This is a genomic window from Enterobacter cloacae subsp. cloacae ATCC 13047 (assembly GCF_000025565.1).
Classification (GTDB): domain Bacteria; phylum Pseudomonadota; class Gammaproteobacteria; order Enterobacterales; family Enterobacteriaceae; genus Enterobacter; species Enterobacter cloacae.
On the sequence record NC_014121.1, the window covers coordinates 3,008,054 to 3,023,600 of the forward strand.

The 15,547-nt window shown below is 57.9% G+C and carries 15 protein-coding genes; 5 read left to right on the forward strand and 10 right to left on the reverse strand.

What is annotated here, in order from left to right; translation table 11 throughout:
- Positions 1-24: 24 nt before the first annotated feature.
- Together bioA and ECL_RS14525 are read left to right on the forward strand one after the other, a co-directional pair.
- Entirely contained in the window at positions 25-1,332 is a 1,308-nt protein-coding gene (gene bioA, locus ECL_RS14520) for an adenosylmethionine--8-amino-7-oxononanoate transaminase (protein ID WP_052429240.1), read from the forward strand.
- Positions 1,333-1,380: 48 nt separating this feature from the next.
- Complete coding sequence (locus ECL_RS14525; protein WP_013097504.1) at positions 1,381-1,857, forward strand: kinase inhibitor; 477 nt, start codon at positions 1,381-1,383, stop codon at positions 1,855-1,857.
- A gap of 105 nt (positions 1,858-1,962) precedes the next feature.
- On the opposite strand, the gene hutH is transcribed toward ECL_RS14525, so the two are convergent.
- From hutH to hutI, 5 genes are all read right to left on the reverse strand, one after another.
- Positions 1,963-3,483: a histidine ammonia-lyase gene (gene hutH, locus ECL_RS14530; protein ID WP_013097505.1), complete on the reverse strand. Its 1,521-nt coding sequence runs from the start codon at positions 3,481-3,483 to the stop codon at positions 1,963-1,965.
- On the reverse strand, positions 3,480-5,168 hold the full coding sequence (gene hutU / locus ECL_RS14535; protein WP_013097506.1) for a urocanate hydratase: 1,689 nt from the start codon (positions 5,166-5,168) through the stop codon (positions 3,480-3,482). The genes hutH and hutU overlap by 4 nt, the downstream gene beginning before the upstream one ends.
- A gap of 127 nt (positions 5,169-5,295) precedes the next feature.
- Positions 5,296-6,030: a histidine utilization repressor gene (locus ECL_RS14540; protein WP_013097507.1), complete on the reverse strand. Its 735-nt coding sequence runs from the start codon at positions 6,028-6,030 to the stop codon at positions 5,296-5,298.
- A gap of 19 nt (positions 6,031-6,049) precedes the next feature.
- The gene (gene hutG, locus ECL_RS14545; RefSeq protein ID WP_013097508.1) at positions 6,050-6,985 is read right to left on the reverse strand and encodes a formimidoylglutamase; all 936 of its coding nucleotides are present in this window, start codon (positions 6,983-6,985) and stop codon (positions 6,050-6,052) included.
- Complete coding sequence (hutI, locus tag ECL_RS14550; protein WP_013097509.1) at positions 6,982-8,202, reverse strand: imidazolonepropionase; 1,221 nt, start codon at positions 8,200-8,202, stop codon at positions 6,982-6,984. Before hutI ends, hutG begins: the two co-directional genes overlap by 4 nt.
- A 224-nt stretch (positions 8,203-8,426) precedes the next feature.
- Here hutI and ECL_RS14555 point away from each other — a divergent pair, with 224 nt between their 5' ends.
- Complete coding sequence (locus ECL_RS14555) at positions 8,427-9,710, forward strand: putative acyl-CoA thioester hydrolase (RefSeq protein WP_013097510.1); 1,284 nt, start codon at positions 8,427-8,429, stop codon at positions 9,708-9,710.
- A gap of 106 nt (positions 9,711-9,816) precedes the next feature.
- On the opposite strand, the gene pgl is transcribed toward ECL_RS14555, so the two are convergent.
- Positions 9,817-10,812: a 6-phosphogluconolactonase gene (pgl, locus tag ECL_RS14560; protein ID WP_013097511.1), complete on the reverse strand. Its 996-nt coding sequence runs from the start codon at positions 10,810-10,812 to the stop codon at positions 9,817-9,819.
- A 140-nt stretch (positions 10,813-10,952) separates the two neighbouring features.
- On the opposite strand from pgl, the gene ECL_RS14565 reads away from it, so the two are divergent.
- A complete protein-coding gene (locus tag ECL_RS14565; RefSeq protein WP_013097512.1) occupies positions 10,953-11,771 on the forward strand; it encodes a pyridoxal phosphatase in 819 nt (272 codons plus the stop codon).
- Here ECL_RS14565 and modC read toward each other — a convergent pair whose 3' ends face one another.
- The 4 genes from modC to ECL_RS14585 all read right to left on the reverse strand — a co-directional run bounded on the left by modC (position 11,772) and on the right by ECL_RS14585 (position 14,623).
- A complete protein-coding gene (gene modC / locus ECL_RS14570; protein WP_013097513.1) occupies positions 11,772-12,830 on the reverse strand; it encodes a molybdenum ABC transporter ATP-binding protein ModC in 1,059 nt (352 codons plus the stop codon).
- Between the two features lie 2 nt (positions 12,831-12,832).
- A complete protein-coding gene (gene modB, locus ECL_RS14575) occupies positions 12,833-13,522 on the reverse strand; it encodes a molybdate ABC transporter permease subunit (protein WP_013097514.1) in 690 nt (229 codons plus the stop codon).
- Entirely contained in the window at positions 13,519-14,295 is a 777-nt protein-coding gene (modA, locus tag ECL_RS14580) for a molybdate ABC transporter substrate-binding protein (RefSeq protein ID WP_013097515.1), read from the reverse strand. Before modA ends, modB begins: the two co-directional genes overlap by 4 nt.
- Positions 14,296-14,473: 178 nt before the next feature.
- Positions 14,474-14,623, reverse strand: coding sequence for an AcrZ family multidrug efflux pump-associated protein (locus ECL_RS14585; protein WP_013097516.1), 150 nt, complete (start codon positions 14,621-14,623; stop codon positions 14,474-14,476).
- A 129-nt stretch (positions 14,624-14,752) separates the two neighbouring features.
- Between ECL_RS14585 and modE the strand changes: the two genes are divergently transcribed.
- Positions 14,753-15,541 (forward strand): molybdenum-dependent transcriptional regulator, encoded by a 789-nt coding sequence (gene modE / locus ECL_RS14590; RefSeq protein WP_013097517.1) that lies wholly within the window; start codon positions 14,753-14,755, stop codon positions 15,539-15,541.
- Positions 15,542-15,547: the final 6 nt, after the last annotated feature.

The window sequence follows — 15,547 nt, forward strand, 5'->3', positions numbered from 1 at the left end:
CTCGTAAACCTAAAACTTTTCAAAATGGTTTACAAGTCGATTATGACCCAGGACGATCTCGCCTTCGACCAGCAGCATATCTGGCACCCTTACACCTCCATGACCCGCCCGCTTCCGGTCTACCCGGTGGCCTCGGCCCACGGCTGCGAACTGCACCTTGCCAGCGGCGAGCCGCTTGTTGACGGTATGTCATCCTGGTGGGCGGCCATTCACGGGTACAACCACCCGCGTCTGAATGCCGCGATGAAAGCGCAGATTGAGCAGATGTCGCACGTGATGTTTGGCGGCATTACCCATCAACCGGCGGTTGATCTCTGCCGTCGTCTGGTGGCGATGACGCCCGATGCGCTGGAGTGCGTGTTCCTTGCCGACTCCGGCTCGGTAGCGGTGGAAGTGGCGATGAAAATGGCGCTGCAGTACTGGCATGCCAGGGGGGAATCCCGTCAGCGATTCCTGACCTTCCGCAACGGCTACCACGGCGATACCTTTGGCGCGATGTCGGTGTGCGATCCGGATAACTCCATGCACAGCCTGTGGAAGGGGTACCTGCCGGAAAACCTGTTTGCCCCGGCCCCGCAGAGCCGTTTCGACGGCGAGTGGAATGAAATGGACATGGTCGGCTTTGCGCGGCTGATGGCTGCCCACCGCCATGAGATTGCCGCCGTGATCCTTGAACCGATTGTTCAGGGTGCTGGTGGGATGCGCATGTACCATCCCGAGTGGTTAAAACGCATTCGTAAAATGTGTGACCGCGAGGGCATCCTGCTGATTGCCGATGAGATCGCCACCGGATTTGGCCGCACGGGTAAGCTGTTTGCCTGCGAACATGCGGATATCACACCGGATATCCTGTGTCTGGGGAAAGCGCTGACCGGCGGCACCATGACACTCTCAGCCACCCTCACTACCCGCCAGGTGGCCGACACCATCAGCGACGGCGAAGCGGGCTGCTTTATGCATGGCCCGACCTTTATGGGCAATCCGCTGACCTGCGCGGTGGCAAACGAAAGTCTCGCGATCCTGCAAAACGGCGAGTGGCAAACGCAGGTTGCGGCGATTGAGGCGCAACTGAAAGAAGAGCTCAGTGCCGCCTCGGGGGCGAATTTCGTGGCGGACGTGCGCGTGCTGGGTGCCATCGGCGTGATTGAGACCACCCATCCGGTGAATATGGCGGCATTGCAGCGCTTCTTTGTAGAGCGGGGGGTCTGGGTGCGGCCTTTCGGCAAACTTATCTACCTGATGCCACCGTATATCATCACGGCTGAACAGCTACGCACGTTAACCGCCGCGGTGGTTGAAGCCGTTAACATTCCGGCGCATTTCACGATTTGACCCTATGCGTTACACTTCCTGAACGAGTGAATAACGAGGGCAAACCGTATGAAAATCATCAGTAAAGATCTGCGCGACGGCGAAAAACTGCCTGAACGCCACGTCTTCAACGGGATGGGGTATCAGGGAGATAATATCTCTCCGCACCTGGCATGGGACGATGTGCCGGCGGGCACCAAAAGCTTTGTGGTCACCTGCTACGACCCGGATGCGCCAACCGGCTCCGGCTGGTGGCACTGGGTTGTGGCCAACCTGCCCGCCGATACGCGCGTTCTGCCGCAGGGTTCCGGCTCCGACCTGGTCGCCCTGCCGGAAGGCGCCATTCAGACGCGCACCGATTTTGGGAAAGCCGGTTACGGTGGCGCGGCGCCGCCAAAAGGGGAAACGCACCGCTATATCTTCACGGTTCACGCGCTGGATGTAGAGAAGATTGAGGTCGACGAAGGGGCGAGCGGCGCGATGGTAGGGTTTAATGTGCATTTCCATTCGCTGGAGAGCGCGTCGATTACGGCGATGTATTCGTAATTGTGCGGGGTGATGCCCTCACCCCGGCCCTCTCCCACAGGGAGAGGGAGAAAACCTGACAATTCCCTCTCCCTGTGGGAGAGGGTTAGGGTGAGGGGGAAAAAATCACAGCACCGAAGGCAGCAACCCCACCAGACGCCCCTCTTCCAGAAGCTGCATCGCCTCATCAATATCCGGCGCAAAGAAGCGGTCATCATCGTAATGCGATACGTGCTCACGCAGCGCATGACGTGCCTGCTCCAGCAGCGGGCTGGACTTCAGCCCTTCACGCAGATCGATCCCCTGACACGCCGCCAGCCATTCCACTGCCAGCACGCCACGGGTATTGGCGGCCATCTCCCACAGACGACGTCCGGCTGCCGGAGCCATTGAGACGTGGTCTTCCTGGTTGGCAGAGGTTGGCAGGCTGTCCACGCTGTGCGGATGCGACAGCGCTTTGTTTTCGCTCGCCAGCGCTGCGGCCGTCACCTGGGCAATCATAAAGCCTGAATTCACCCCGCCGTTGCGCACCAGGAACGGTGGCAGCTGGGACATATGCTTATCCATCATCAGCGCAATTCGCCGCTCGGACAAGGCGCCCACTTCGGCAATCGCCAGCGCGATGTTATCCGCCGCCATCGCCACGGGCTCGGCGTGGAAGTTACCGCCGGAGACCACCTCGTTTTCCTGGGCGAACACCAGCGGGTTATCGGACACCGCGTTGGCTTCCACCAGCAACACTTCTGCGGCCTGGCGCAGCTGCGTCAGACACGCGCCCATCACCTGCGGCTGACAGCGCAGCGAGTACGGATCCTGTACCTTGTCACAGTTATGGTGCGAATCAGCAATCTCACTGGTCTCCGTCAGCAGATGGCGATACATCGCGGCAGCGTCAATTTGCCCGCGCTGGCCACGTACGTCATGAATACGCGCGTCAAACGGACGACGCGAGCCCAGCACCGCCTCCGTGGTCAGCGCACCGCACACCACGGCCGAGGCGAACAGATCTTCGGCTTCAAACAGACCGCGCAGCGCAAAGGCCGTGGAGGCCTGCGTGCCGTTAAGCAGCGCCAGCCCCTCTTTTGCCGCAAGGGTGATTGGCGCTAATCCGGCTTTTTTCAGCGCCTCTTTTGCCGGGAGCCACTCTCCCTGCCAGCGCGCCTGGCCCTCCCCCAACAACAGCAGCGACATATGCGCCAGCGGGGCGAGATCGCCGGAGGCGCCAACAGAGCCTTTGGCGGGGATCCACGGATAGACTTCCGCGTTCACCAGCGCCATCAGGGCCTGGATCACGCTCAGACGAATGCCGGAAAAGCCGCGCGCCAGACTGTTAATTTTGAGCACCATCATCAGACGGACAATCTCGTCGTCCAGCGGCTGGCCAACGCCTGCGGCATGGGAAAGCACCAGCGAACGCTGGAGATTTTCCAGATCGTGCGTGGCAATGCGCGTCTGCGCCAGCAGACCAAAACCGGTGTTGATACCGTAGGCGGTACGCCCCTCGGCAATAATGGCTTCAACGCAGGCCACGCTGTCGTTAATGGCGGCATGGGCGCTTTCATCCAGCGAAAGCGTGACCGGCTGACGCCAGACGTGACGCAGCTGTTTGAGCGTGAGCGAGCCGGGAGTGAGTGTTAACGCGTTCATTCATGCTTTCCTTGTGTGGCAGGGATCATCGGCAGGTTAAGTCCCTGCTCTGTGGCACATTCAATAGCAATCTCGTAACCCGCATCTGCGTGACGCATCACGCCGGTTGCCGGGTCGTTGTGCAGCACGCGTGCGATACGCGCGGCGGCTTCATCCGTTCCGTCACAGACGATAACCATCCCGGAATGCTGGGAGAAGCCCATCCCCACGCCGCCACCGTGGTGCAGCGATACCCAGGTCGCGCCGCTGGCGGTGTTGAGTAAGGCATTCAGCAGCGGCCAGTCGGAGACCGCGTCTGAGCCATCGCGCATGGCTTCGGTTTCACGGTTCGGGCTGGCGACGGAGCCAGAATCCAGATGGTCGCGACCAATCACAATCGGGGCTGACACTTCGCCGCTGCGCACCATTTCGTTAAAAGCCAGACCCAGCTTTTGCCGCCACGCCAGCCCAACCCAGCAGATACGCGCCGGCAAGCCCTGGAAGTTAATGCGCTCGCGGGCCATATCCAGCCAGTGGTGCAGGTGTTCATCGTCCGCGACAATTTCCTTCACTTTGGCATCGGTTTTGTAGATATCTTCCGGGTCGCCGGACAGGGCCACCCAGCGGAACGGACCGATACCGCGACAGAACAACGGACGAATATAGGCTGGGACAAATCCCGGGAAATCAAAGGCGTTACTGACGCCCATCTCTTTTGCCATCTGGCGGATGTTGTTGCCGTAATCGAAGGTCGGAATGCCCATCTCGCTGAACGCCAGCATGGCGGAGACGTGTTCTGCCATCGAACGCTTAGCGGCCAGTACCGTGCCTTCAGGATCGGTTTCTGCTTTTTGCTGGTAGGCTTCCCACGTCCAGCCTTTTGGCAGATAACCGTGCAGCGGATCGTGGGCGCTGGTCTGGTCGGTAACGAGGTCAGGGCGAACGCCACGGGCCACGAGTTCCGGCAGGATCTCTGCCGCGTTGCCGCACAACGCTATCGATACCGCTTTACCTTCCGCAGTGTATTTTTTGATACGCGCCAGCGCGTCATCGAGGCTGTCGGCCTGTTCGTCAACATAGCGGGTACGCAGACGGAAATCGATGCGGCTCTGCTGGCACTCAATGTTCAACGAGCAGGCGCCAGCCAGCGTCGCGGCCAGCGGCTGTGCACCGCCCATGCCACCCAGACCCGCGGTCAGTACCCAGCGGCCTTTCAGCGAGCCGTTGTAGTGCTGACGACCGGCTTCGACGAAGGTTTCATAGGTGCCCTGCACAATCCCCTGGCTGCCAATGTAGATCCAGCTACCCGCGGTCATCTGGCCATACATCGCCAGCCCTTTGGCATCCAGTTCGTTAAAGTGTTCCCAGGTCGCCCAGTGTGGGACCAGGTTAGAGTTGGCAATCAAAACGCGCGGCGCGTTTTTGTGGGTTTTAAACACGCCGACCGGCTTGCCGGATTGCACCAGCAGGGTTTCGTCGTGTTCCAGTTCGGTCAGGGCCTTAACAATGGCGTCATAGCATTCCCAGTTGCGCGCGGCGCGGCCAATGCCGCCGTACACCACCAGCTCGTGGGGGTTTTCCGCAACCTCAGGATCAAGGTTGTTCATCAACATGCGCAGTGGTGCTTCGGTGAGCCAGCTTTTGGCGGTAAGGGTGGTGCCGCGCGCGGCGCGGACATCCTGCTGACGGTATTTACCTGACGACATTGTGTGCTCCTCATACGGGACAGATGATGCATTTAGATATACTTGTATAGACAAGCACACACAAGGTCAGATTTAACAAAAAAGATACAATTTTGTTATATTGCGTTAGCTATCACGCTTTTAAAACTTATGACATAAAGTGGCCCTGCAACCGATAGCGGCTACCGGGGAACAGCAGTCTTGCATGCGACACAATCTGCGCGGATGACCAGGTGCGGCGGCGGATCAGCAGGCAGGGATCGTGCTCTTTGATACGCAGCAGCTCGCACTCCTGCGGCGTCGCGCGCACCGCTTCCACAATGTGCTCCCCTTCCGTCAGCGGTGCGACAAGCGAGAGAAAGGCATGCGGCGTGGTTTGAGTGTAATCCTGGTCCAGATAGTCCGGTATCCGTTCGGCGTTTACGCAGCGATCCTCAATCTGCACCGGCACGTCATTTTCGAAATGCACCATTACGGAATGGAAGATCCGGGTTCCCTCCTTGACGTTCAGTACCGCAGCCTGCTCGGCGCTGGCCTGCGTCTCTTCAAGCACCAGCACTTCGCAGTGGTGCTGATGGTTTCGCGACGCTATCTCGTCCGCAATGCTGCGGATTTCAAACAGCGCCGATTGTCCTTTTGGCTCCGCCACAAACGTCCCGACCCCCTGCAGACGCACCAGCAGGCCTTCGTCGGTTAGCTCGCGTAACGCCCGGTTGATGGTCATCCGGCTAAAACCAAACTGCGCCACCAGATCGGCTTCAGAGGGAATGCGGTCATGCGGCCGCCAGACGCCGGTGGCGATTTTTTCGCTGATCGTCTGCTTCACCTTTTCGTAGAAAGGCGCGGGAGAGCCGGACGGCGGCTGAGGTGAGCGTGAGAACATCGTGACTCCTTAAATGTTGTTATGCCCACCAGTGAGCAATTTGCCAGGCCAGACGGGCGGCAAGCTTCGCCCCCTGTCCGTCCCGATCGTAGTGAGGGTTAAATTCTACCAGATCGGCGGCCTGCAGTTTTCCGCTACGGCAAATGCGCTCTATCGCGGGCAGGAGATCCCGCGCAGGCACGCCTAACGCCGCGGGGGCTGACACGGCGGGCATCTCGGCTGCGGGCAGAACGTCCAGATCAATGGTGAGGTAAACACGATCGGCCTGCGCCAGCACCTGTTCCAGCGCTGGTAGCGCCTCCCGGTGGAAATGCAGATCGTCCACCAGCGTGGCGTTAAGCCGTTCAGCCTCGTCAAACAGCGCCTGGGTGTTCGCCGCGCGGCTGACGCCAAAACAGGCGTACTGAAATTCCCGCGCATGGTCAGCACAGTAGTTCGCCAGCTGACGAAACGGGGTGCCGGAGGTGGCCCGTTCGGCCTTGCGCAAATCAAGATGCGCATCCAGGTTGATGACCGCCACGCGCTCATTCGGGAACGCCTCAAGAATACCACGGCCGTGGGCCCAGGCGGTCTCGTGTCCGCCGCCCAACACCAGCGTACGCATGCCAGCCTGCTGACAGGTGACCACGGCAACGCTCAGTGCCTGTTGGCCCTCTTCCAGTTGGTCATCCTCAACGTAAACCGACCCCATGTCCACCAGCCGTTCGTGGCCGGAATGCGTTGCCATGTTCGCCAGCGCCTTACGCAGCACGTCGGGAGCCTGCGCCGCCCCCTGCCTGCCCTGATTACGCCTTACTCCTTCATCACAGGCAAAGCCTATCAGCGCAATCGCGGATGAAACCGGGGTAAATTGCGACGGCTGGCGTATGGTCTGAAAAATACGTTTTGCGTTGCTGGCCTCGGCGCTGTCGTCGCGCCCCTGCCAGACGGTCTTAGCAACGGGCTGCCAACTCATACTGCCTCCCCCCGGAAAATGCGTTGATACAGCGGATTGCGTCCCGGCTCGTAAACCATTTCTACCGGATGGTCTGCATCCCAGACGATAAAATCAGCCATGAAACCGGCCTTTAACTGCCCGTGCGTTGTTCCACGCCCCAGCGCTTGCGCGGCATGTCGCGTGACGCCAGCCCAGGCCTCTTCAGGCGTCAGGCCAAACTGTACGCAGGCCATGTTCATGGCCAGATGAATGCTCGCGAACGGGCTGGTGCCAGGGTTGTAATCCGTGGCGACCGCCATCGGTACGCCCTGCGCCCGGAGCTGTTCAACCGGTGGACGCTGACGCTCCTGAAGAAAATAGAACGCGCCGGGCAGCAGTACCGCAACCGTGCCGCTTTGCGCCATGGCCTGAACACCCTTCTCATCCAGGTATTCGATATGATCGGCAGATAACCCTTTAAATCGGCTGACCAGCGCCGCACCGCCCAGGTTAGAAAGTTGCTCCACGTGCCCTTTCACCGGAATATCCCGTGCGCGGGCGGCCAGGAAAAGCCGCTCGGTTTGTGCTGGCGTGAAGCCGACGTTTTCACAAAAAACATCCACCGCTTCGAACAGCCCTTTTTGCCACAGTTCGGGCATGATCTGCTCGCACACCAGGGTAAGGTACGCGTCTGGATCGTGGCGGTATTCCGCCGGAACCGCATGTGCCGCCAGCAGGGTTGGGCTGATCTCAACCGGATTACTCAGGCTGAGCTGGCGTGCGACCTGCAGCATTTTTTCTTCAGCCGCGGCGTTAAGACCGTAGCCGGATTTGATTTCCAGGGTGGTCACCCCTTCATTCATTAACCGCTCCAGCCGCTGCTGCGCCAGTGTAAGCAAATTTTCCGGCGAACTGTCGCGGGTTGCCGAGACGGTGGCGTTAATTCCGCCCCCCTGTGCGCTGATGGTCTGATAGGAGACACCGTTGAGACGCTGCTCCCACTCCGCCGCGCGATTGCCGCCAAACACCAGGTGGGTATGGCAGTCGATAAGACCCGGCGTGACCAGGCGTCCACCGAGATCGACGCATTTATCATGCCCGGAAGGGAGGTCTGCTTCAGGAATAACGGCCAGAAGGGTTTGACCGCGCACCACAAGGGCATGATGCGCTTGCAGGCCATAAGATTCTTCACCAGGAACCATTGTCGCCAGTCGCGCATTTCGCCATATCACATCGTCAGGATGAAGTTGCAGCATAAGCCTTTCACTTGTCATGGGTTGTATAGACATTTATTTTCATCTGCTGGCTGCTGTCAACCGCCTTTATGAAAATGTTATTTATTTGTGACGACTTTCCCGCCCCCTGCGGGCGAAAAATGCAACTTTTCCCCTTTTTATCTTCCCGTTTCGCTCAACTTAGTATAAAAAAGCAGGCTATTTCGTCTATCTCGTTTAAGACTTGCATACCCAGGAGCTTCACCTTGAACATTTCCAGGATTTCCCGTCTGGCGTTGGCACTCGCCTTTGGCGTGACATTATCCGCATGCAGTTCAACGCCACCGGATCAGCGACCTTCTGAGCAGGTCGCGCCAGGCACCGCGTCCCGTCCGATTTTGTCCGCTGATGAAGCGAAAAACTTCGATCGCGCGCACTACTTCTCCGCGATGGATCCAAACGCTGCGCCGTGGACGCCGTCTTCTATTAACCTGCCGAAGCAGCCAAACTTTGTTGTGGGTCCGGCAGGGGCGCAGGGCGTGACGCATACCTCTATTCAGGCTGCGGTTGACGCTGCCATCACCAAACACAGCGCATCTCGCCAGTACATCGCGATCATGCCAGGTGAATATGAAGGTACCGTTTACATTCCGGCAGCACCGGGCAGCATCACCCTTTACGGTCTGGGCGAAAAAGCCATCGACGTTAAAATTGGTCTGGCGATTGATTCCGAAATGGACAGCACCACCTGGCGTCACCTGGTCAACCCGGCGGGTAAATACATGCCGGGCAAACCAGCCTGGTATATGTTTGATAACTGCCAGAGCAAGCGTGCCGCTACCATTGGCGTGATGTGTTCTGCGGTCGTCTGGTCTCAGAACAACGGTCTGCAACTGCAGAACCTGACCATTCAGAACACCCTGGGCGACAGCGCTGATGCGGGTAACCACCAGGCCGTGGCGCTGCGTAGCGATGGCGACAAAGTGCAGATCAACAACGTGAATATTCTGGGTCGTCAGAACACCTTCTTCGTGACCAACAGCGGCGTACAGAACACCCTGCAGAATAACCGTCTGACCCGTACGCTGGTGACCAACAGCTACATCGAAGGTGATGTGGATATGGTCTCCGGTCGTGGCGCGGTGGTATTTGATAACACCGATTTCCGCGTCGTGAACTCACGTACCCAGCAGGAAGGTTATGTCTTTGCGCCAGCGACACAGTCTAACCTGTTCTACGGCTTCCTCGCCGTCAACAGCCGCTTCAACGCCTCCGGTGACGGCGTGGCGCAGCTGGGTCGCTCCCTGGACGTGGACTCTGCAACCAACGGTCAGGTTGTGATCCGCGACAGCGTTATCAACGAAGGTTTCAACGTGGCAAAACCATGGGCTGACGCCGCCATCTCCAAACGTCCATTCTCCGGCAATACCGGTTCCGTGGACGATAAAGGAAACGTGCAGCGCAACCTGAACGACGCTAACTTCAACCGCATGTGGGAATACAACAACCGCGGTCTGGGTAGCAAAGTGGTTGCTGAGCCGAAGCAGTAATCTGTTTTGCCGGGTGGCGGCTTCGCCTTACCCGGCCTGTCCGTTAATGCAGTACCATCGGGCATAAAAAAACCTCGCGTTCGCGAGGTTTTTTGTTTTAAGCCGCTTAGTGAGCGTTAACCACTACCCACATTGGCCCCTGGCCTACCGCATAGCGCCCTTTCTCTTCCAGCAGGCCCTGCTCGCCTTTGATTTCGTACAGCGCGATGTGGTGAGACTTCTGCCCCGCTGCAATCAGGTATTTACCGCTGTGATCGATATTAAAGCCACGCGGCTGCGTTTCCGTCGGCTGGAAGCCTTCTACTGCCAGCACGCTGCCGTCTTCCGAGACGCTAAAGATGGTGATCAGGCTGGAAGTACGGTCACAGGCGTAGAGATGGCGACCATCCGGCGTAATGTGAATATCCGCCGCCCAGCGGGTATCCGAGAAGTCAGACGGCATCATATCCAGCGTCTGCACGCACTCAATCTGCCCGTTAGGATCTTTCAGTTCCCAGACGTCCACTGAACTGTTCAGCTCGTTGACCACGTAGGCGTACTGTTGGTTTGGATGGAAGACCATATGACGCGGGCCTGCCCCCTCTACAGTGGTCACTTCAGCCGGATTCTGCGCCACCAGGTGACCATCGTCGCTCAGGGTAAACAGGCAGATACGATCCTGCTTCAGCGCCGGTACCCACAGCGTGCGGTTGTCCGGGGAGATATTCGCCGAGTGGCAGCCTTCCAGCCCTTCAACCACATCCACGGTTTCGACCGGAATGCCCTCTTCCAGACGCGTCACGCTGACACAGCCCGCGTTATAGGAGCCGCTGAAAACAAAGTTGCCCTGGCGATCGGTTGAGATGTGGGTTGGACTACCCGGCAATGGCGCTTCCGCAGTGTAAGTCAGCGCGCCGTCATCCGGAGAGATGCGGTAGGCCAGCACGCGAAACTCCGGGCGCACACCCACGTACAAGAAACGTTTATCCGGGCTGATCGCCATTGGTTGTACCTGACCTGGCACATCAACAACCTGCACCAGCGTGAGGGTCCCCTCGGCATTTAAACGCCAGACGTGGATCTGCTGGCTTTCAGGACTGGCGGTATAAACGGTTTGTTTCATGAATATTCACTCCTCACTGCGCATGAAAGTAGTTAACTTTTGACGGTGAATGCTGAATTGTCGACGGGAATTTTGACGCGTTCGCCTCTCGGTGTACCATCCCATCAGATCGTAAATTCAATATTAACCCGGAAAAACAAATGACCTCGCGTGTGATTGCTCTGGATTTAGACGGTACCTTACTGACGCCGCAAAAAACCCTTCTCCCCTCCTCCCTTCAAGCGCTTAAACGCGCGCAGGAAGTGGGTTATCAACTCCTTATCGTAACGGGTCGACATCACGTTGCCATTCACCCTTTTTATCAGGCACTGGCGTTAGATACACCTGCAATTTGTTGTAATGGCACTTATTTGTATGATTATCAAGCAAAAAAGGTTTTAGAATCCGACCCGCTGCCGGTTCCCCAGGCATTGCAGTTAATAGATCTGCTGGATGAACATGCGATCCACGGCCTGATGTATGTCGATAATGCGATGGTCTATGAGCGCCCGACCGGCCACGTTATCCGCACCACCAACTGGGCTCTGTCTCTGCCAGAAGCGCAGCGTCCGGTCTTTACCCAGGTCTCTTCCCTGCGCCAGGCGGCTCAGGATGTTGAGGCTATCTGGAAATTCGCGTTGACCGATGAAGATACCACCAAACTGAATACCTTCGCGAAACACGTTGAACAGGCGCTGGGTCTGGAGTGCGAATGGTCCTGGCATGACCAGGTGGATATTGCCCGTAAAGGCAACAGCAAAGGTAAACGCCTGACGCAGTTCGTGGAGTCTCAGGGGTGGTCAATGCAGGATGTAATCGCCTTTGGCGATAACTACAACGACATCAGCATGCTGGAAGCCGCCGGAACGGGCGTGGCAATGGGCAATGCCGATGACGCGGTGAAAGCGCGCGCTAACGTGGTGATTGGCGATAACACCACCGACAGCATCGCGCAGTATATTTATACCCACCTGCTGTAATCAGGTGGTAATGGAGACGCTCTTGATTTGCGCGTAAAGCCACAGGCCAGGTTTGATCCCTAACTCATCCCTGGCCCACGGACTGATCCGTGCCCAGAGCGTCCTGCTCCCCACCTCAAGCTGCACCTCTACCTGACCGTTATCATCAAAACACTCGGCGACCTTCGCGCGCAGGATATTTCGGATACTGGTCTGCAGCGGAGGCTGTAAAACCAGAGAGACATCCGACGCCTGAATACGAATACGCAGCGCCGACTGCAGGGGCGTGTCGATTTTATTCACCCACAGGTGCTGGTCGCCCAATGCCAGGGCGGTCATCGCGTAATGCGGGTGGTGCTCCAGCACGCTCACCTTCAGGATACTGCTCTGCTGCTCCCGGGGCAGCCACGGGTGCATGACGCTACTGCCCCAGACCTCTTCAAGATTGCCAAACGCCTTTACGCTGCCGTTTTCCAGCACCAGTACGTTATCCGCCAGATGCAGAATTTCATCCAGGGAGTGGCTGACGTACAGCATCGGGATCTTGATTTCACGCGCCAGGCGCTGGAGATACGGCAGGAGTTCACGTTTACGCGGAATATCCAGCGAGGCCAGCGGCTCATCAAGCAGCAGGAGTTCGGGGGCGGTGAGCAACGCGCGCCCTATCGCCACCCGCTGTTTCTCACCGCCGGAGAGCGAGGAAGGCAACCGGTCAAGCAGTGGCTCAATGCCCAGCAGCGCCACCAGCTTGTCAAACTGCGCGGCCATGCTTTTGGCCATGCCGTAACGCAGATTCCCGCGCACGCTGTAGTGCGGGAATAACCGCGCATCCTGAAACACATAGCCAATACGCCGTTTATCCGGCGTCAGGTAAATCTTGTTTTCAACGTCATTCAGGACGCGATTATTCACCACAATGCGCCCTGCCTGAGGACGTGTCAGGCCACCGATCGCATTAATGAGCGAGGTTTTCCCGGCGCCGGAGACCCCAAAGATGGCGGTGATGCCGGTGGCAGGCAGCGTCTCGTCCAGTGTAAGGGTGTGGTTTCCCAGCGTCTGGGTGAAATGGAGTTCCAGCATAACTATTTCCCCATCCGCTCGCGGCTGAGTCGCGCCAGCCATTCAGAGACCAGCAGCGATATCAGCGCCAGCACAATTGAGATAACACACAGACGCGCCGCAGCACCTTCGCCACCTGGCGTCTGTATCAGCGTATACATGGCCGAAGGGATCGTCCGCGTTTCACCGGGGATGTTCGAAACAAAGGTAATGGTGGCACCGAATTCACCCAGCGAACGGGCAAAGGCCAGTACCGTACCGACAATAATGCCCGGCAGCGTGAGCGGTAGCGTAATGGTGAAAAAGACGCGCCAGCGCCCGGCACCCAGCGTGCGGGCGGCCTGTTCCAGTTTGATATCCACCCCTTCCAGCGCCAGGCGGATAGCCCTCACCATCAGCGGAAATGACATCACCGCCGCGGCCAGCACCGCACCGCGCCAGCTAAAGGCAAAGGTCAGCCCGAACCAGTCGTACAGCCATTGGCCGATAAACCCGCGTCGGCCCATGGACACCAGCAGCAGATATCCCACCACGACGGGCGGCAATACCAGCGGAAGATGGAGAACGCTGTCAAGTAGCGCTTTGCCGGGAAACTTACAGCGCACCAGCAACCAGGCAAAAAAGATCCCAAAGGGCAAACTTAGCGCAACCGCCAGGGAAGAGACTTTCAGGCTCAGCAGTACAGCCTGCCATTCAGGATCGGTCAATATCATTCGTGAGTCGTAAATCCATAACGTTTAAAGATTGCGGACGCTTCCGGCCCCTTCAGGTACGCCTGGAAGGCCGTCACGGTCGCATTTTTATGTCCATCAACAATCGCAACAGGATATTCCACTTTCTTGTGGGCGTCTTCCGGGAACGTGCCAACCACTTTGACCCCCTTGCTGGCAACGGCATCCGAGCCGTAGACAATGCCCAGCGGAGCCTCATTGCGCTCCACCAGCGCCAGCGCACCGCGTACGTCTTCCGCCGGCGCCAGATCTGATGACAGTGTCTGCCACGCGCCCAGTTTCTGCAGGGCCTCTTTCGCGTAAATCCCAGCCGGTACATGGTCCGGATCGCCCACTGCCAGCCGGCCACCGTTCAGAAGACGCGTCCAGTGAGTCTCTTTGTTGATGGTGATGTCACCCTGCGGACTGGCTTTTGGCGCGACCACGACAAGGCTATTCCCCAGCAGCGTTTCGCGGGTTGTTGTATCCACGGCTTTCTTCTCAACGGCGTAATCCATCCATTTCTGATCGGCAGAGATGAACAGATCGGCCGGTGCCCCCGCTTCTATCTGGCGCGCCAGTGTAGAAGAAGACGCGAAAGAGGAGACGACGTCGACGTTCTTCTCTTTTTTATACGCAGCAGCAATATCCTGCATCGCATTCGTCAGCGACGCCGCCGCAAAAACCGTAATTTTACCTTCGTCGGCCAGCGCGTGTCCGGTCAGCGAAAGTGCCAGCGTTGCCCCTGCGAAAAAGCGTAACCCTGTACGTGCCATCTGTAGCTCCTGTGAGTTTCGTTATATACGCAATAATATAACGACAACGCCGGAGATATCCCAGCGTTAAATCGTACCGATCAAGAGGTACAATTACCGGATGCTTTAAATCATATCGGCGATGACGAAAAATACTTGAGAGCAAAACGCCCGGGCAAGCCGGGCGTTATGTGGGGAATCAGTGCTGCTTTTTAGCGCGGTCTCTGTGACCAATGTTCGAAAAGACGTTGAACACTTCACCCAGGCCGTAGATGGCACCGAGGATGATGGCCATCACTACTGGTACCATGATCACGGCGAATACCAGACTTTTCAACAACTCTAACATGGTTTTCTCCAGATATTGTGGACGGCTTATTCTACCCTGAAAAGTAAGAAAAACATCCCCTTTTGTGCGGTCCCCTTTGCGCCCTGTGCCATTTGGTTCACAATAGCCCTTTTGTCAGGACACTCCGTTATGCAGGCTGAAATTCTCCTTACCCTACGACTTCAGCAGAAGCTTTTCGCCGATCCGCGACGTATCGCCCTGCTTAAACAAATAGAACAAACGGGTTCAATAAGCCAGGGGGCAAAGAACGCGGGCATTAGTTATAAAAGCGCCTGGGACGCGATCAACGACATGAATACCCTGAGCGAGCAGATGCTGGTTGAGCGAGCCACGGGCGGCAAAGGGGGCGGTGGCGCCGTGCTGACCCGCTACGGCCAGCGTCTGATTCAGCTTTATGACCTGCTGGCCCAGATCCAGCAGAAAGCGTTCGATGTGCTAAGTGACGATGATAACCTCCCGCTGGACAGCCTGTTAGCCGCCATTTCTCGCTTCTCACTCCAGACCAGCGCCCGCAACCAGTGGTTTGGCACGGTCACCGCGCGCGATAACGGGCAGGTGCAGCAACATATCGAGATCCTGCTTGCCGACGGCACCACCCGCCTGAAAGCCGCGATTACCGCCCAAAGCGGAGAGCGTCTGGGGCTGGATGAAGGCAAGGAGGTGCTGGTGTTGCTGAAAGCGCCATGGGTCGCAGTGACGCGCGATGCCGAACGCGCCAAAGCGGCAGACAACCAGCTGCAGGGCACCATCCAGCGCATTGAACGTGGTGAAGCGCAGTGTGAGGTCCTGATGACCCTGCCGGACGGCCAGGTGCTGTGCGCGACGGTTGCCCTGAGCGAGGCGCACGAATTAGAAGAAGGTGCTGTAGTCACCGCATATTTCAACGCAGACCGGGTAATTATCGCCACATTGTGCTGAGCGGAT